Below are 17,397 nucleotides of genomic sequence, written 5' to 3'. Positions count from 1 at the left end.
ATATGGCCACTAAATATGATATTGATTTTAAGAAGATGATTGTGTCTCTTTATCAAAATGGGGAAAAGGTAAAAGATCTTACTAGCGAATATGGTATTTCAGATAAAAACATTTATGCTTGGATTAAACGTTATTCTAAAGATAAGCAAACTGGCATCAGCCAGGATGAATATCTCAAACTGAAAAAAGCTTATCAAAAGATTCAAGAGGAAAATGAAATCTTAAAAAAAGTCTTGACCATATTCGCAAAAAATTAGCTTCAGACTCAATCATTACCGCAGCTCACCAGGCAGCTAAGAATCACAATATAAGTGATGTTTGTCACGCCCTTAAGATCCCACGTTCTACTTTTTATAAAAATTCTATTTGTCATGTATCGAATCAAGAAAAGCGCCGCAAACGCTTTAAAAAATTGATTAAAGAAATTTATTTTGCTTCTGGACGTCGTTACGGAGCACCTAAAATTGCTAAAAAGCTGCAACATTGTGGTGAAAAAGTTTCTGAAAAATTTATTGGCAATTTAATGCATGAATTAGGATTGTGCTCCATCATTCGAAAAAAGTATACTTGGCATCCAAAGAAACAAAAAATTGAAGAACGGGAAAATATTATTGATCGTGATTTTTCAACTAAATCAATTAATCAAAAATGGGCAACAGACATAACTTATATTCACACCTTGCATGATGGTTGGCTGTATCTCTCATCAATTCTTGATTTGCACACGAAAAAAATTATTTCATGGAATCTTAGTTTAAACATGACTAATGAACTAGTTCTAAAAACTCTTAACCGGGCAATTATTAAATATAAGCCAAGTAATCTGATTGTTCATACAGATCTAGGATCTCAATATACAAGTAACGAGTTTGAATCAAGGCTTAAAGAGCTTAAAATCAAACATTCTTTCAGCCATAAAGGCTGTCCATACGATAATGCAGGTATAGAATCATTTCATGCGACCTTAAAGAAAGAAGATGTTTACCCACAAAAAGACAAATACAAAGATTTTAAATCAGCTAGAATCCAGCTTTTCAAATATATTGAAGGCTTTTACAATAGTCGCAGAATTCATGGAGCCCTTAATTTTATTACACCAAATGAGGCAGAACGACGAGCTCTAAGTGGAAGTATTTAAGTTGTGTTTTTGTGTGGAAGCAATTTATTGCTTCCTGCCAAATTAACAATACCATTCGTTAATAAGTCAAGGCCGCTGGAAGCGCCTCGCAGAGGTTTGCCTTGAGATTATTAACGAATGGTGTTACTGAATTAAAAATATATCAAAAAAGAAATTCTATGAAAAAGTGTCCACGTTCTTGACAGAAATCCAGAAAATACATTCATTAATCGACAGGCTAGAACAATTGAGTTTATGTTTGGGGCCGTTAATTTTGAAAGAAGATGTTATCTTCGACCAAATGGAAGCTATTACTTCCCGTTGGATGAACAGCTTCAGTTGGAAGAAAGAAAAAGAATTTCACCTTATTTTAAAAGTGTCGTTGCCAAAATTGGGCAAACGACAACGATGAGAAATACGGCAGCGATGATCAATCTGGCCAGTCAGACGGATATTAGTGCTTGGTCAGTAGACCGAATTATCAGAGACATGGCAGATACCGTGAAGACAGAAGAAAAATCGTCCGAAAAGAAAATAGTTAAGAGACGAAAAGTTGAGAACTTAGTGGTTGAAGGCGATGCCTTTGAGATACACAAAATTAATCGACGAAGACAGGACGTCCACCATTACATTGTTTTTGAATCAGGTTTAGATGGAACAAGATCAAACAAAGTTGAATTCGTTGGTATCAATCAAAAAAAGGTTCAAAAACGAGTAACTGACTACATTGAGAAGTATTATAGAATCAGTGAAATGACCGTGTTTACAGCAAGTGATGGTGGCCCAGGGTATAATCCGGAAAGTATGCGAGAAATAGTTCCGAGTGCTCAAAGAGTTGAATTTACTATCGATCGGTATCACTTTGTCAAAAAGATTAAACAAACCTTTGGTTTATTTAATCCATTGGTTGAAAAAGGCCGTTAAGAGCGTTAGCTTGTATGATCAGAATCAGTTAAACGTTATTTTAGATACGTTTGAGTCGCAAATTAAAACTGATAAGGAGCTTGAGAGCCTAAGAACCCTAAGGCAATATTTGGCAAGAAATTGGCAGTTTATAAAGTCTCCACACGATCGTGGCTTCATGAAGATCGGCAAATTAGGATCCATTGAAAGCTCACACAGAGCGTATACGTATCGGATGAAAAAGCAAGGTAAAGTATGGTCCGAAAAAGGCCTTGAAGCTATGTTGAAATTAATTGAAGCTCGGGTAAACGGTAAGCTGAATAAATACTTACGTGGTGGTTTAAGAAAGTTACAAGAGATAAGGATTGAGATAGCGACGGAACCATTGAAGACGTTGAGTTCAGCCCAGCTGAGCAGCAAACACCATTCTAAGCATATTGGCGTTCTTGCAGGTAAAATACCAGTTGATGCCCCAACAAGTAGCCCCATCGGAGCAATAGCAAAAATATTTTCAAACTAAGAATTATGTATAAATATTTGGTTGATTATAAGGTACCTAGGAAAACTTGACACATACGACTTTTGCGCACTTTTAACAAATCTCGGTAAACGTGGTATGCTTGTATTATGAAAACTGAAAGAGAAAAAATGACCGCTGGTGAATCTTACCAAGAATTTGATACCGAACTAATTACAAGACGCAAGTTTATTCGGCAACAACTTCAAGAGATTAACCAGATTACTGATAATGATAATCGTAACCACCGTTTTCAAAGTTTGCTTGCTAAAACAGGCGCCAATTTCTTTGTTGAAAGTGAATTTAAATTCGATTACGGGTTTAATATTCACATTGGTGATCACTTTTATGGCAACTATGACATTACCATGTTAGATACTTGTCCTATTACCATTGGCGAACACTGCTACTTCGGTCCCAATGTTGGTTTATACACGCCTGTGCACCCACTTGATGCCAAAAGACGAAATGCCGATGTCGAAATGGGAGCGCCAATTACCATCGGTGATAGCGTTTGGATGGGCGGTCGCGTGACCGTTTTACCAGGTGTTACCATTGGTAATCGCGTCGTCGTAGGTGCTGGTTCCGTGGTGACCAAATCGTTTCCAGATGATGTGGTTATTGTTGGTAATCCAGCCCGCATTATTCATCATTTAGATCAAGATGGTAATGTGATCAAAAACTAAATTCAATCAACGAAAAAGCGAGCGAATTCATTAGTATTTGTATAAGTTTAAAACGCTGTGCAGATATCCTGATGGGATAATTGTATTTAGCGTTTTTTTGTTTGTATTCATGAAAAATCTGCCTTATATTTTCATGAATTTTCAGATTTTATTTTCCTCGCTTTTCCGTCCGTTTGATTTTAGTTCGCTATTCTTTCAATGTCTTTTTGTTCAGTTCTTTGTATTTTTTCCATTTTTTTACTGTTTTAGGACAGTTTCCAGAAGCAGTTCACATTAGCTAAGCACACCTAGCGCAGGATTTCATCCCGCTGACGGTACGCTTAGCCAATTAGAACTTATCGCTCCCCTACACTCACTTTTTTAGGACAGTTCCTGGGAGCATGTGTTGAGAAATAGGCACGCCTACTGCGGAATACAATTCCGCCTACAGTGCCCCTATTTCTCAACACATAGTCGCTCCCCTACACTCACTTATACTATTAGGAGGATCATTATTTTGCACCATAGAAATATCGACCGCACCGTCTTCATACCTACCGTTAGTCTCTTCGCCCTTGTCTCACTTGGGCTTATTCTTGGAGGTTCCAACCTTCGTGTCGTTCTCAGCAACGTCATGAATGGCATCACCGCCCACATGTCTTGGGCTTACCTTGGCATCTACATCATTAATTTCATATTCTTTATCTACCTTGCCTTCAGTCATTTCGGCAAAATCAAACTTGGTCACGCCAATGACAAACCCGAATACAGCAGCTTTCAATGGGGCAGCATGGTCTTTGCAACCGCCATTGACGCCAGCATTCTCATGCTCAGCATGGTTGATCCCTTACGTTATGTACAAAGTCCCGTTTTTGGTGATAAACCCTATTCTGCCGCCGCTTATGGTGACGCCCACATGTTGGGACAATTCAATTGGGGACCCATGGCTTGGATGATGTTTGCCTCTGCAACCATTGCCATTGCCTATGTAATGTACGTACGTAACGTTCATGTTATGCGGATCAGTTCAGCCATTTCATTTCTAAAGGGTCCTGAACATTATAAAAAAGTTGTGCGTCAAATTATCGACTTTCTAGTTGTTTTCGGCATTATGGGTGGCATTGGTTCATCAGTTGGTATGGAAATCCCTGTGCTATCAAAAATTATTAATCAATTAACTGGAATTCCTGATAACTTATTTTTAAAACTGTTTATGTTTTTAATTCTATTTTTAATTTTTGCTGTGACCGTTTTTCACGGTATTAAAGGCGGAATCGACAAACTTAGTGCTGCTCATATTTGGACAGCCATTGGGTTCTTACTGATTGTTTTATTTGTCGGTCCAACCCTGACTATTTTCCGTGACGAAGGTAACAGTTTACGTTTAATGGTAGAGAAATTCATTACCATGAGTGCCAGCACTACAACTAATGGCAAGCCCGGCGTGGCCCAACAAGAAACCATCTTCTATTGGGGTTGGTGGTTATCATACATGCCTGTTATGGGATTGTTTATTGCGCGGATTTCGCGTGGACGAACCATTCGTCAGGTTGTTGTGGGTATGTTAACTTATGGGGCACTTGGCTGCATGAGTTTCTATGCTATTTTGGGTGGCTATTCACTTTACTTACAACAAACTGGTGTGATCAATTTAGTTCACATTTTAAATACTCAAGGACAGGCGGCTGCAATTGCTGCGGTCATAAGTACGTTGCCGTTAAAGATGTTAATGCTAGTCATTTATAGCATTTCTTGTTTTATTTTCTTGGCAACGACAATTTCGTCGTCGGCCTTCATTGTTTCGTCGTTTACCAGTAAACACTTGGACCCAGGTGAACAGCCGAGTCAGTTTAACCGATTGATTTGGGTGATTGTGTTCATTATTTTCTCGTTTGGTATTGTGTTTGTTGGCGGATTTAAAACGGTGCAGGCGATCAGTTCGATTGCTGGGTTCCCATTGATTGCGGTTTGTGCGCTGCTGTTGTTGTCAATTTGGCAGATGATTCATAAGGATCAAAGGGTGACGCAGGCAAAGAAGGAAACGGTGTTGTTCTTGCCGCATGTTTCACCGGAAATTATTCGAAAGCGAAAGCATGTGCAGGTGACGTTGGAGAGTTATTTGAGCGATTAAAAAAGAGTGCAAAAAAGAGCGGTTAGCTTCCGAGCATAGCCTAGGAAAGGGAATGATTCGATTTGGGAATCGTTCCCTTTTCGTAGCTAAGCGGAGGAAGCTGCTCTTTTTTGCACGTTTCAGATATAAAAAGGAAAAGCGCCTAGCTACTACTCCACGCTAAGGAAAATTATTAGTAAAGCCCACTAATAATCAACAATGTTCCGTACGTTGTCCATTCTTGTGGCGGCAATTCACACCGCAAGAACTGGCAAACGGAGGAAGCTGCTGTCTTTTGCACTTTTCGGATATAAATGATATGTAGCGATCCCAATTATTAAACAAAAGCAAAAACAATAAATATCAAGATCGAGGCAAACCAAACTCGATCTTTTTTATACCCCAAAAATCACTATTTACCTTCGTAATTGACCAGAATAGACATGGATGTTGTATAATCAAGGAAAGTTCATGGGGGAGTATGTTCAATGACAAGTCAATTAATAAAAATCACAAAAAAACTGTATAAACAGAACTTCTATCAGGCGATTCTTTCGGCATTATGGTTAATTTTTCCGCTAGAATTTGTTGCCGCCACTTTTCATATTATTTATGAAACCGGTTTTCATCGAAATGGCATTTTAGAGGTTATCTTGAATCTGCATACTAACCTACCTGGTTTTTACGCTATTTCTTACCTTCTAAAATCAACAAATGACTTAACATTTATCACAATTTCACTGTTATTAGCCTTTTTTACGGCTGAAAATCTATTTGAATTACGTTCAAAACTATCCCATGAACACTTAGCTGGTATTACCAGTCTTTTTATCTACTTTCTCCTCATCGTTGAAACTGCTCCTAGTCTTGATTTTCCTCAAATTACAGAAGTTGCTGGCAATCTTCTCATCCCGATTGTCATTGGTTTGCTGACCGGTTATGGCTATAGCCTTTTAGCAAGGAATTCACATATTAAACTAACAGTCAGTTATTGGGCAACCAATCGCCTAATTATCATCTTTAGCCTCTTGATTGTTGTGATTGGCGCAATTAGTTTCGCCGTTTATCAAACGCAACTATTCCCTAATTATCTTTCTCAACAACTTCAAAACTTAATTCAAGTTGGTAATCGTCCTTCATTTTGGAAAATTATTTTAGCAACTTTTCTGAGTAATATTGGTCACTTTTTTGGCGTGATTAACGACTCTACTACAACGATTGGCAATCATTTTTCCTCTGGAACAGCTAATTTAACCTATCTAGCTGATCATCATAATCTTTGGAAAATCCCGTACCCAATTACATTACATTCTTTATATGATTCATATGGTGCACTCGGCGGCAACGGCATGTTGCTAGCTTTGGCGGGAACCATTCTTATACGTGTCAAAAACCAGCGTGCTCGCTTAGTGGCCGGATTATCCTTTACCCAAACTTTATTTGATCAGGGGGAAGCACTCATGATTGGCATTCCAATTTTGTTTAACCCTTTGTTTCTCATCCCTTTTCTCGTAACTCCTATTGTCAGTATGAGCATTGGTTATTTAGCCATTGTTGCCCATCTGGTTCCGGCTTCGGCATACGTAATTCCTTATGCAACACCCAGTATTTTACGTGCATTTTTAGGCACAAACGGTAACTTTGGCGCCCTTTTGATTAGTTTACTCAGCCTGGTGATTTCCGGATTAATTTACTACCCATTTGTCTCATTAATTGATCAATTAGTAGAAGGAAAGGAGGCCGACTTTCATGCTTAAATGGTTACGTCCCTTAATACTACTTTTATTAATTGGTCTGCTTGGTATTTTTGGTCTTCGCTGGACCCAACAAAATATGCGTAATGCAATCCCTTCCGCAAACTCACGGGTATCACCCATTATTCTGGTACCCGGCAGTAGCGCCACCCAAGAACGCTTTGATGCCATGGTAAATGAATTAAACAACAAAACTAAAACAACCAGCAGTCTTCTCAAAGTAACCGTACACACCGATAACCATCTTTCCTATAGTGGTACCTTCGAACCCGGCCGTAGTCACCCGTACATTGTGATTGCTTTTGAAAATAGTGACGACGGCTATTCAAACATCAAAAAACAAGCGGCTTGGTTCAATCATGCCATGACTATCTTGAGTGCAAGATATCACTTTAATCATTTTTCAGCTATTGGTCATTCCAATGGTGGGTTAGTTTTAACACGTTATCTGGAAAAGTATTTTAACCAGCAAAAAATGCGTATTAATACTTTGATGACAATTGCTTCACCGTATAATTTCTCGGAACCCAACATTGATAAACGAACCCAAATGTTAACTGATTTGATTCATGATAACAAAAAGATTCCTAGTAATTTGGTTATGTATTCTGTTGCCGGCACCGAAAATTACAACAACGATGGAACAGTACCGTTTGCGAGTGTTGAAGCTGGCAAGTACATTTTTCAAAAACAAGCCAAAAACTATACTCAAATTACCGTTACTGGGGAAGATACTACTCACCATGACTTACCACAAAATGGCGAAATCGTTAGTTTAATTCAACAGTATGTCCTGCATATTTCTGATACGAAACAGCGACCAGATATTAACGTCCGTCATTAACTCAGCTGCATCTTAAAGCATAGTTTTTATTTAAATTCTGCTTGTAAACAACAGTCCGGTTGAAAAAATGAGTTATATGTACTATTTCGGTAGAATCATCGTATTATAACTAAAAAAATGACTGCTTTTCATCAAATGACGTTATACTAATACGGTGCAAGGAATTGCACTTAAATTGGATAGAAAGAGGCCAGTATTTTGGATAAAGTAAACCAAAAAAGTACAACGCGTTATGCGTCTATGGATATAAAAGATGTCTATAAGTACTTTGATACTAAAGAATCAGGTTTATCTTCAGAACAAGCAGCTGGATTACTAAAAAAATTTGGACCGAACACGATCCAGCGAAACAAAAAGCAATCTCAGGTTAAAGCCTTTTTAAAAAACTTCACAAGTTTAATGGCCATTTTGCTTTGGATTAGTGGTTTCATTGCGATTTTTGCACAAATGGTTGAGTTAGGAATTGCCATTTGGGCCGTCAATGTAATCAATGGTATTTTCAGTTATTGGCAGGAACATCAGGCTCAAAAGGCGACAAATTCGCTCTTAAAAATGTTACCAACCTATGCACAAGTTCTGCGGGATGGTAAACCAAAACAAATTAACTCAGAAGATTTGGTTCCTGGTGATGTTTTCATCATTCAGGCTGGTAATAGTATTTCAGCGGATGCCCGCATCATTCAGTCCACCTCACTTCAGGTTGACGAATCGGCACTTACTGGTGAATCTGTTTTGGTCAGCAAACAAGTCGAGTACTCACATGGTGTCGGTCGTTTTGCCGAATCCAACTTAGTATTTGCGGGAACCGTTGCTGGTAGCGGAACTGCAACTGCTGTGGCGGTCGCTACGGGCATGCACTCAGAATTTGGTAAAATCGCCAAACTGACTCAGAGTCAAAAACACCACGCAAGTCCACTTGAAGTTGAATTGAATCACTTGACCCGTCAATTATCGTTAATTGCTATTTTAATCGGTGCGATCTTTTTCGTTGCCGCAATCTTTTTCGTTCATTATCCAATCGCCAAATCATTTATTTTTGCTTTGGGAATGATTGTGGCCTTTATTCCAGAAGGCTTATTACCAACTGTAACCCTTTCATTAGCACAAGGGGTCACTCGCATGGCAAAAAAACACGCCTTGGTTAAAGATTTAAACAGCGTTGAAACCCTTGGTGAAACAACGGTTATCTGTTCAGATAAAACTGGGACCTTAACGCAAAACCAAATGACCATTAATCATCTTTGGTTGGCTAGTCATGAATATACCGTCAACGGTGAAGGCTATGTCAACAACGGCCATATTCAACTAGATGGAAAAGATATTGATATCAGCAAACAACCAGATTTACAAATTTTGTTAAGAGTTGCCACCCTTAACAACGACACTAAGGTAGAAGCTCCAAAAACTGACGGTGATAACCCTAAGATTATTGGAACCCCTACTGAAGCTGCACTAATCATTTTGTCGGAAAAAGCCGGAATCAATTTGGAAGAAGAAACCAAAAAGTTCCCTCGAATTGGTGCCTCACCTTTTGATTCAGATCGAAAACGCATGTCCACTTTCCATAAAGTGGCTGATAAAACTACTATTTGTGTCAAAGGATCATTAGATGGTATTTTGCCAATCAGTAAAACCATCCTAGACAACGGCAAAATTCGGCCAATTACAGATGCTGATAAGGAACAAATCAACCAAGCAGATAAAAAATATGCAGCTCAAGGATTACGTTCCTTGGCAATTGCTTATCGAGATGCTTCCGATGCTAATTTGCCAGATGATCCTAAAGATTGGACGATTGAAGAAACTGAACAACATCTAACTTTCGTTGGTTTAACGATTATGGCGGATCCTCCTCGTCCAGAAATCTTTGAGGCCGTTCATAAGTGCCACGAAGCAAGCATTCGAATTATCATGGTAACCGGTGATAGTTCTTTAACAGCTAAAAGTATTGCCGTAAAAATCGGAATTAATACTGACAAAGCACGGGTCATCACTGGTGATGAACTAGCAGAAATGCATACTGCAGACCTTAAAGAAGCCTTAAAAGGTGAAGTTATTTTTGCCCGTGTTGCACCTGAACAAAAGTATCGTATCGTCACTACTCTCCAAAGTAACGGCGAAATTGTGGCTTCCACTGGCGATGGTGTCAATGATGCACCTGCCCTCAAAAAAGCTGACATTGGGGTTGCCATGGGGGTTACGGGAACCGATGTTGCCAAAGATGCTGCGGACATGATTTTAACCGATGACAACTTTGCTTCAATCGTAGCCGCAATCGAAGAAGGCCGCACTGTTTATAGTAACCTGCAGAAGTTCCTTCTATATATTTTAAATAGTAATATGCCAGAAGCTGCGCCTTCGATTTTATTCCTGTTTTCACGTGGTTTAATTCCGTTACCATTGACCGTTATGCAGATCTTAACAGTTGATTTAGGGACTGATATGCTCCCAGCGCTTGGCCTTGGTGCTGAACAAAGCGAACCCGGAATTATGAAACAACCACCACGCTTGCGAACTGCTCATCTGCTTAATCGTGGCATTATTCTTAAAGCCTTTGCTTGGTATGGGATGGTGGCTTCAGTAATTTCAACCATTGGTTACTTCTTTGTCAACAGTCAACATGGCTGGCCAAATGTGGCTCTAGCAGCATCCGGTTCTGTTTATCAAGAAGCCACAACTATGACATTGGCAGCTATCGTCTTTTGTCAAATTGCAGCAGCTATTAACTGTCGAACGAAGGACTCGTCCGTTTTCAGCATTGGGTTATTTAGTAACCGTCGTATTTGGGGTGGTATTATCTTTGAAGTTATCTTGCTGACCCTTTTGATTTATGTGCCATTTCTACAAGGGCTGTTTAACACAGCTCCTATCGACTGGCATGATTGGCTCTTACTTTTCTGTATCCCAATTCCACTTGTTTTAATTGAAGAAGGACGTAAACTCTTTATGCGGAAACGAATTCGAGCATAACTAACAAACTTTTAAATTCAAAAATAAAGTCAGAAAAAATTCCGGCTTTATTTTTATTCATAAAAAGTTGAAAGTATCAAAATCACTTCAATAACTGATGGTAAACGACTTGGTATACAAAAAATAGTTTAACTGCCGTCCTGCGGCTCACTTGGTCTGGAACGGGGTGGGCACGATTTGAAGCCAAGAAGTACACTTGTCTTCAAACTCGGCCTTATTCTAAGTAATAAATTACTAAGAATAATTTCACCCCTGAGACCAATCGCCTCCGGACTAAAAATGTTTGATGTCAAATAATGCCCAGTAATATTGATGTCACAACTTTTATGTCGATGTGTTGCTTGCAAAGATTAGACTTAGTCTGGAAGTAAATGGGCTCAGTAGTGACATTTATCTTAGCGATTTTCGCTTAGATAAAGGCCGAACTTAGAGACGTGTATTTCGGCTCTAAGTCGTGCCCACTACGTTCCAGCCCAAATTTACTGGAAGACGGCATTTAAATCTGATTTTGTTGCCATGAACGCTTTTGTATCAGGCAACTATTTGTATCAGGCAACTAGATGTGTTTTTGTGGTTTCAACCTTTAGTTATTCACAAAATTAATTTTTGAAATCAAAAACCGTGGTATCATAAGGTATCAAAAAATTGTTTATTGAAATGGAGAGATGTTTGATGAGCGCTTTAACTGAAACTTTTGAGCTCCGTAATGGTGTTAAGATCCCTAAAGTTGGCTTTGGAACCTGGCAAATTCCTGATGGTGAAGTTACTTACAGTTCTGTCAAAAACGCATTGGCTGCTGGGTATCGTCACATTGATACCGCTTGGCAGTATGGAAATGAAGCAAGTGTGGGTAAAGCTATTCGTGATTCAAAAATTCCTCGTGATCAAATTTTTGTGACCACTAAATTACCAGCTAAAAGTAAAACTTATGCCGATAGCCTCCACTTTTTTGAAGAGTCTATTCAAAACCTTGGATTAGATTATGTTGATCTCTTTTTAATTCATGCACCATGGCCATGGGATGAAATGGGTGCTGATTACTCTAAGGAAAACGTTGAAGTTTGGCGAGCTATGGAAGAAATCTATAAATCTGGTCGTGCGAAGGCAATTGGAATTTCTAATTTTAATGTTCAAGATCAAAAGAACATCTTAGAACATTGCGACATTGAACCCATGGTTAACCAGCTTCAATATTATATTGGCTATACAGAACCCGGTAACGTAAGATTTGCCAAACAAAGTGGTATGTTAGTCGAAGCTTTTTCACCTTTGGCAACCGGATATCTATTGCATAACCAAGAAGTTGGTGATATCGCTAAGAATAATCACGTGTCAGTTGCGCAATTGGCAATCAAGTATTGCTTACAACATAACATTCTCCCCTTACCTAAGGCGATCAATCCTGCGCATATCGAAGAAAATACGCATTTAGATTTTGTGATTCCGGATGAAGACATGGAAACATTGGATAGTTTGGTAGACACTGCACCAGGTGAAGATCACAACGAATAACCTAATATATACAGAGATAAAAAAGGAGTTTTGAACGTTTGTAATCAAGCGTTCAAAGCTCCTTTTTACAAGCTCAAACAATCATATCTGCGATAATCTCATCGACCTTCGACAAAATCTTCGGACCACAATTAGTGATTTTTTTCATTTTACGTTCCTGAAGGTCCACTGAAATAAGTTGTTCTGTCATAATCACCCCGTGTACTTCCGGAACCAAATCAGCCAATTTTACATGCAACGGATAATTTTTATCATGCGACGTAATCGGAATTACCGTTGCAAATCCACTGACCATTTGACTTTCTTTATTTGTCCAAACTAATACAGGCCGTTTTCCAGGTTGTTCATGTCCAATTGAAGGATTAAAATTCATCCATACAATGTCACCACGCTCATAGGTTTCAAACATTACATTTCTCCGTTCACAATTTTGATTCTAAATTTTACCGTTTTGAAACTAAATTCTAAATAAAAGTTACCAAAGTTCTCGCCCAACTGGTTTACCTTTATCCACAACTCGATCAGATTTATTCTCTTTTAAATATTTTTCATAATCAAAATTGCTAAATCGTTGCATTAATTTTGATTTCTTTGGTGCCTTTTCAATAATTAATTTTTCCCCATCTACTGTGAGCATCACGTCATCCTCCGCTATATTCTTAACATCGATTTGCTTCAAAATACTCTTTGGAATACGCAATCCCTGAGAATTACCCCAATTTTTTATTTTTGTTAACAACATTGAAGCCTCCCAACTCTATTTTCATTTACCACATCTGCACAATTAATCTCACACAAAAAGTATATACATACGTATATACTTAGTCAACTGCTTTATTCAGTTTTTTTAAACTATGGCATAATTCTTCAGAGAATGATCCTAGAAGTTTGAAGCAATTCAATATTAATAAATTACGCAAAGCAGTCCTTCAGACACTTTTACAAATCCACGCCACCATCAACTCGTAAAACCTGACCGGTCACAAAATCATTTTCCATACAGTACAAATAGGCCGACGCCACTTCAGCAATCGTTCCTACCCTATTCAAAGGCACATTTTTCGCAAACGTCTTCTTTTGTTTTTCTAGCTCTGCAGTTGTTAATCCGCGCCATAAACCAGTTGATGTCCACGTTGGAGAGACCGCGTTAACCCGAAAATTTGGCGCTAACTCAACCGCTACATTGTGTTAATCGCCTGATTACCCACAATTGCACCAGAAGCATCATTTGGATGTCCACCAGAACCAGAAGTGAAAATAAGTGAACCTTGCTGGTTCAGATGCTTACTTGCAACTTTTGCAAGTTGTAAATTCACGAAAAATTTATCTTCAATGGTTTTGCGAATTAACGTCATTGAAGCATCCAAAAAGCCGCCACCCATGGCATCCCCAAGTGTCGAAATAACATGATCAAAGGGTTTTTGTTTTTCAAAAAACGAGGTCAATGATTCCAAATTTTGCGCATCAAATGCCTGTCCTGATAACTTTGAATATTTTTTCGTGTTCTCAGTTAAAAACTGCTTTAATCGTTCCTGACTATAACCAACAACTTGCACATTTGCGCCCTTTTTCAAAGCTAGTTTAGCAACCTCTGCCCCAAATCCAGACGTGCCACCAATAATTAAAATATTTTTGTCTTTTAAGTTCATTTCTGTTCTCCCAATCAGTTATTGCCCTCATTATAAAGAACCCAAAATTGAATTACGAACATTTAACCTAACTTAGAAAATTTTGTACCATTGTAAAGCCACACTAATATTGTGATTAGCCGTATAGAACAAGGTATCTACACCACCAAGCTGCATCCCTTGTTTCTGATAAAACTGGCAAGCATTTAAATTGTCGTCTTGAGCTTCCAATTGTAAGCCAATATATCCATTATCACGCGCCCATTTTTCGGCCGCATCAAATAATTGTTGACCAATACCGACATGTCTATGACCGGTTTGAATTGCAATGTTTTCAATATAACAAAATTTGTTCCAGTTTTTAAACATGCGTATTTGCCCCACATTTTGACCATTCAAATAAGCAAAATATAATTGCTTTTGTGCATCCGTCAAATAAGACTCATCCGGACTCTCGGCGGGAAATTTAGTTGTTTTGGCATTTTCAAAGGGTGCTTCTCGAATTGTCCATTTACCATTTTTTAAAGTTGGAATCACCCGACCAGTCAACTCAAACTGAGTATTAGAACGATCCCAATCTATTAAGTTTTCTTTATTTAAAGCAACTATTTTAAGCATTTTACGTAACTACTTCCTTTATTTGTTTATTGTGCAAAGTATACCACTTTGAAGGATGCCTACTTTTGGCTTACTATTAAAGTTAGCATACTAAGAGAGAAGGAACGCAATTGAATTCAACTAAAGTCAATGATGCCCGCTATAAACTATCGCCATTTAAACACTTAACTGCTGAACAACTGAACTTGAAAAATAAAATCATGACTTTTATTTCGGCTCATATCAACAAAAGTAACCACGCCATTTTTACAATTTACGGGGAAGCTGGTACTGGTAAGAGTGTTGTCCTAAGTCAAATCTTTAATGATTTACAAACGGCAAGCCGTAGTGGTTCAGAAAAACCACTTGCTAAAACGAAAAATATTTTTCTTGTGAATCATCCTGAAATTTTAAAAATTTATCAAGAAATTGCTGGTGATCAGCCCAATTTATATAAAAAGGATTTTGATCGCCCCACTACCTTTATTAACCGCCGAAATAAAGATCAGGTCATTTACGATATTGCTGTCATTGATGAAGCTCATCTGTTGCTGTCGCGTCCCGATCGTTACAATAATTTTGATCAACAGAATCAACTAGCTGAAATTATTAAATACAGTAAAATTGTTATTTTAGTTTTTGATGAAAATCAAGTTTTAAAAACTAAAAGCTATTGGGATCGCCAACGATTAAATCAAATTGTTCAAACCTATCCTCATAAAAACTATGTCCTGCACGATCAATTTCGCATGCAAGTGGATTCTCAATTGATTACTTGGATAGATGATTTTACTCATGGTAAGATCGATTCACTTTCAAAGCAATGTGCGGATCACTTTGATTTTCGTGTTATGAATGATGCTAACGATATGTATCAATTAATTAAAAAACAAAATCAAAAATTTGGTTTATCACGCATTGTCTCAACTACTGGTTACCCCTCAAAATTGGATGGCGGCAAACACTACATTGTCGAGGGCAACTTTAAGCTACCATGGGATCAATACAATTATTCACGGCAAGCATGGGCAGAAAAACCGAAAACTATTAATGAAGTAGGTTCAATCTATACTGTTCAGGGATTTGATTTAAATTATGTCGGTGTAATTTTGGGACCACCCATTGAATATGATCCCCGTACAGACGGTGTGACAGTCAATTTGGATAAAGTGACCGACAGCGAAATTTTCAAAAAACGGGCTGACTTATCGAATCCAGTAGAACTGACTAAAATAAAAAAAAGACTTATTATGAATACTTTGAATGTTCTACTAAAACGTGGTGTTCATGGTCTCTATATCTATGCTAGTCAACCTGCATTAAGGAAACGACTTGCGCAAATCTAATATTAAAAAATTCACCAACTAACAAAATCTGTTAATTAGTGAATTTTTCTTATTTAGGCATTGGTAATATGAATTGTCTTTTTAAACGGACCGTTCAGGAAATCCCACAATGGTGCGGTAATTCCTAATTCATCCAAATCACTTGGCGATAATTCATAGCGGATTGAATCTTCATCGCCGGCAACCACTTTTTGAACCCAGTTTGGTTCTCTAATAAGTTCTTGTCCTAAGACCGCAAACTCAAAATCATCCTCAATGACCTTTTCAGCATCTGCTGGTTTCGTAATTTGACCGACAACAATCATGGGAACTTTATGAGCCACCACATTTTGAATTTTTTCAATAAGTGGCTGTGTATCAGTTTTATTATTCAAAGATGTTTGCCAAACTCGATTTAAAGAGACATGTAAATAATCAATACCACTTTCAATTAAATTGGGAATTAAGGTCAACGTATCTTCAATTCGAATTCCTGGATCTTCAATTTCTTCTGGTGAAATTCGATAACCGACGATAAATGTGGACGGCGCATATTTATCAACTACTCGTCGGATCTCTTCAACAACACCAACAGGAAAATTCATCCGTTGATCCAGCGTGCCGCCCCACTGATCACGACGTCGATTAGAATGTGGAGAAAAGAACTGTTGAATCAAATAAGTATTGGCACCATGAATTTCAACGCCATCAAAACCGGCCTTAATCGCTCGTTTTGTTGCATCACCAAAATCCTTAATAACCGTTTCAACTTCTTCTTCGCTTAATTCGCGTGGCGTTTCTGAATCCGGTCGTAAGGCCTTCACTGCACTTGCACTAACTGGCTGTTCGCCACGCAAAATAGCGGTATTGGTCATTCGTCCAGCATCAAAAATTTGCAAAATAGCTTTAGCACCACGACTTTTCATAGCAGCTGCTAATCGCGCCAGTTGTGGTACATCTCGATCCTCATTTACAGCTAATTCGCCCTCAAAGCCTTTGCCTAGTTCCGAAACGTTGGCACAACCGGTGATTTCAATTCCAACACCGCCCGCACGTTTACGATAATATTCAATTTCATCGTTGGAAACAATGCCATTTTCAAAGGCACTTCGTTCGGTCATTGGTGGCATAACAATGCGGTTCCTCACTGTTGCACCATTAGCGAAAGTATATGGTTTTAAAAATTGATAATCTGACATAGAGTCATCCCTTTTTTATAAGTTAATCAATTTTATTATAACTTTAAACACACAATTGTAGCCCTATTTTGACTCGCTTCAGATTTCATTTTGTGCTTTATATAATTTTTTTGAAAATTACCCTTGGCATTTTCAAAATTTATTCGATATAATGAAAGAGTAATTAAAACTGAAGCACGTATATTTATGTGCTTATTGTTCAACTTCCAAAAGAAGATATTCAGTGGTTTTTAAATAAGTTAACCTCCAATTCTAG

At 38.1% G+C, this 17,397-nt stretch carries 15 protein-coding genes and 1 pseudogene; 11 read left to right on the top strand and 5 right to left on the bottom strand.

Annotated features, from left to right (window positions below):
* Window positions 1-2 precede the first annotated feature (2 nt).
* The 10 genes from AB3219_RS05055 to AB3219_RS05010 all read left to right on the top strand — a co-directional run bounded on the left by AB3219_RS05055 (window position 3) and on the right by AB3219_RS05010 (window position 12,392).
* The gene (locus AB3219_RS05055) at window positions 3-257 is read left to right on the top strand and encodes a transposase (protein ID WP_216754758.1); all 255 of its coding nucleotides are present in this window, start codon (window positions 3-5) and stop codon (window positions 255-257) included.
* Complete coding sequence (locus AB3219_RS05050) at window positions 242-1,138, top strand: IS3 family transposase (protein ID WP_311735503.1); 897 nt, start codon at window positions 242-244, stop codon at window positions 1,136-1,138. The genes AB3219_RS05055 and AB3219_RS05050 overlap by 16 nt, the downstream gene beginning before the upstream one ends.
* Before the next feature lie 204 nt (window positions 1,139-1,342).
* Window positions 1,343-2,041 carry a UPF0236 family transposase-like protein gene (locus AB3219_RS05045; protein ID WP_367369458.1) on the top strand — a complete coding sequence of 233 codons (699 nt, stop codon included), beginning with the start codon at window positions 1,343-1,345 and terminating at the stop codon, window positions 2,039-2,041.
* Window positions 2,025-2,540 carry a UPF0236 family transposase-like protein gene (locus AB3219_RS05040; protein WP_367369341.1) on the top strand — a complete coding sequence of 172 codons (516 nt, stop codon included), beginning with the start codon at window positions 2,025-2,027 and terminating at the stop codon, window positions 2,538-2,540. Before AB3219_RS05045 ends, AB3219_RS05040 begins: the two co-directional genes overlap by 17 nt.
* A 104-nt stretch (window positions 2,541-2,644) precedes the next feature.
* A complete protein-coding gene (locus AB3219_RS05035; RefSeq protein ID WP_216753403.1) occupies window positions 2,645-3,223 on the top strand; it encodes a sugar O-acetyltransferase in 579 nt (192 codons plus the stop codon).
* 496 nt (window positions 3,224-3,719) lie between these two features.
* Window positions 3,720-5,333 carry a BCCT family transporter gene (locus tag AB3219_RS05030; protein WP_367369340.1) on the top strand — a complete coding sequence of 538 codons (1,614 nt, stop codon included), beginning with the start codon at window positions 3,720-3,722 and terminating at the stop codon, window positions 5,331-5,333.
* Between the two features lie 467 nt (window positions 5,334-5,800).
* The gene (locus tag AB3219_RS05025) at window positions 5,801-7,069 is read left to right on the top strand and encodes a PTS transporter subunit EIIC (RefSeq protein ID WP_216753366.1); all 1,269 of its coding nucleotides are present in this window, start codon (window positions 5,801-5,803) and stop codon (window positions 7,067-7,069) included.
* Window positions 7,062-7,910 carry an alpha/beta hydrolase gene (locus AB3219_RS05020; protein WP_260365928.1) on the top strand — a complete coding sequence of 283 codons (849 nt, stop codon included), beginning with the start codon at window positions 7,062-7,064 and terminating at the stop codon, window positions 7,908-7,910. Before AB3219_RS05025 ends, AB3219_RS05020 begins: the two co-directional genes overlap by 8 nt.
* Before the next feature lie 240 nt (window positions 7,911-8,150).
* Complete coding sequence (locus AB3219_RS05015) at window positions 8,151-10,880, top strand: cation-transporting P-type ATPase (RefSeq protein ID WP_216753405.1); 2,730 nt, start codon at window positions 8,151-8,153, stop codon at window positions 10,878-10,880.
* A gap of 672 nt (window positions 10,881-11,552) precedes the next feature.
* Window positions 11,553-12,392 (top strand): aldo/keto reductase, encoded by an 840-nt coding sequence (locus AB3219_RS05010; RefSeq protein ID WP_057805395.1) that lies wholly within the window; start codon window positions 11,553-11,555, stop codon window positions 12,390-12,392.
* Window positions 12,393-12,465: 73 nt separating this feature from the next.
* On the opposite strand, the gene AB3219_RS05005 is transcribed toward AB3219_RS05010, so the two are convergent.
* From AB3219_RS05005 to AB3219_RS04990, 4 genes and pseudogenes are all read right to left on the bottom strand, one after another.
* The gene (locus AB3219_RS05005; RefSeq protein ID WP_260365894.1) at window positions 12,466-12,801 is read right to left on the bottom strand and encodes a type II toxin-antitoxin system PemK/MazF family toxin; all 336 of its coding nucleotides are present in this window, start codon (window positions 12,799-12,801) and stop codon (window positions 12,466-12,468) included.
* 66 nt (window positions 12,802-12,867) lie between these two features.
* Entirely contained in the window at window positions 12,868-13,134 is a 267-nt protein-coding gene (locus AB3219_RS05000; protein WP_216753369.1) for an AbrB/MazE/SpoVT family DNA-binding domain-containing protein, read from the bottom strand.
* A 197-nt stretch (window positions 13,135-13,331) separates the two neighbouring features.
* Window positions 13,332-14,041 (bottom strand): annotated as a pseudogene (locus AB3219_RS04995) (SDR family oxidoreductase).
* Between the two features lie 72 nt (window positions 14,042-14,113).
* Entirely contained in the window at window positions 14,114-14,638 is a 525-nt protein-coding gene (locus AB3219_RS04990; RefSeq protein ID WP_216753370.1) for a GNAT family N-acetyltransferase, read from the bottom strand.
* Between the two features lie 110 nt (window positions 14,639-14,748).
* Between AB3219_RS04990 and AB3219_RS04985 the strand changes: the two genes are divergently transcribed.
* Window positions 14,749-15,963: a DUF2075 domain-containing protein gene (locus AB3219_RS04985; protein WP_253953611.1), complete on the top strand. Its 1,215-nt coding sequence runs from the start codon at window positions 14,749-14,751 to the stop codon at window positions 15,961-15,963.
* A gap of 53 nt (window positions 15,964-16,016) precedes the next feature.
* On the opposite strand, the gene AB3219_RS04980 is transcribed toward AB3219_RS04985, so the two are convergent.
* Window positions 16,017-17,141 carry an NADH-dependent flavin oxidoreductase gene (locus AB3219_RS04980; protein ID WP_216753371.1) on the bottom strand — a complete coding sequence of 375 codons (1,125 nt, stop codon included), beginning with the start codon at window positions 17,139-17,141 and terminating at the stop codon, window positions 16,017-16,019.
* Window positions 17,142-17,397 lie beyond the last annotated feature (256 nt).

Source organism: Pediococcus ethanolidurans, assembly GCF_964062635.1.
GTDB classification, from domain to species: domain Bacteria; phylum Bacillota; class Bacilli; order Lactobacillales; family Lactobacillaceae; genus Pediococcus; species Pediococcus ethanolidurans.
Note: the sequence above shows the minus strand (reverse complement) of the source record. Positions and strands in the feature narration are given on the sequence as shown.

Coding starts and splice junctions, on each gene's coding strand:
- AB3219_RS05055 (WP_216754758.1), top strand. CDS start 3: ATGGCCACTAAATATGATATTGATTTTAAGAAGATGATTGTGTCTCTT.
- AB3219_RS05025 (WP_216753366.1), top strand. CDS start 5,801: ATGACAAGTCAATTAATAAAAATCACAAAAAAACTGTATAAACAGAAC.
- AB3219_RS05020 (WP_260365928.1), top strand. CDS start 7,062: ATGCTTAAATGGTTACGTCCCTTAATACTACTTTTATTAATTGGTCTG.
- AB3219_RS05015 (WP_216753405.1), top strand. CDS start 8,151: ATGGATATAAAAGATGTCTATAAGTACTTTGATACTAAAGAATCAGGT.
- AB3219_RS05010 (WP_057805395.1), top strand. CDS start 11,553: ATGAGCGCTTTAACTGAAACTTTTGAGCTCCGTAATGGTGTTAAGATC.
- AB3219_RS05005 (WP_260365894.1), bottom strand. CDS start 12,801: ATGTTTGAAACCTATGAGCGTGGTGACATTGTATGGATGAATTTTAAT.
- AB3219_RS05000 (WP_216753369.1), bottom strand. CDS start 13,134: ATGTTGTTAACAAAAATAAAAAATTGGGGTAATTCTCAGGGATTGCGT.
- AB3219_RS04990 (WP_216753370.1), bottom strand. CDS start 14,638: ATGCTTAAAATAGTTGCTTTAAATAAAGAAAACTTAATAGATTGGGAT.
- AB3219_RS04980 (WP_216753371.1), bottom strand. CDS start 17,141: ATGTCAGATTATCAATTTTTAAAACCATATACTTTCGCTAATGGTGCA.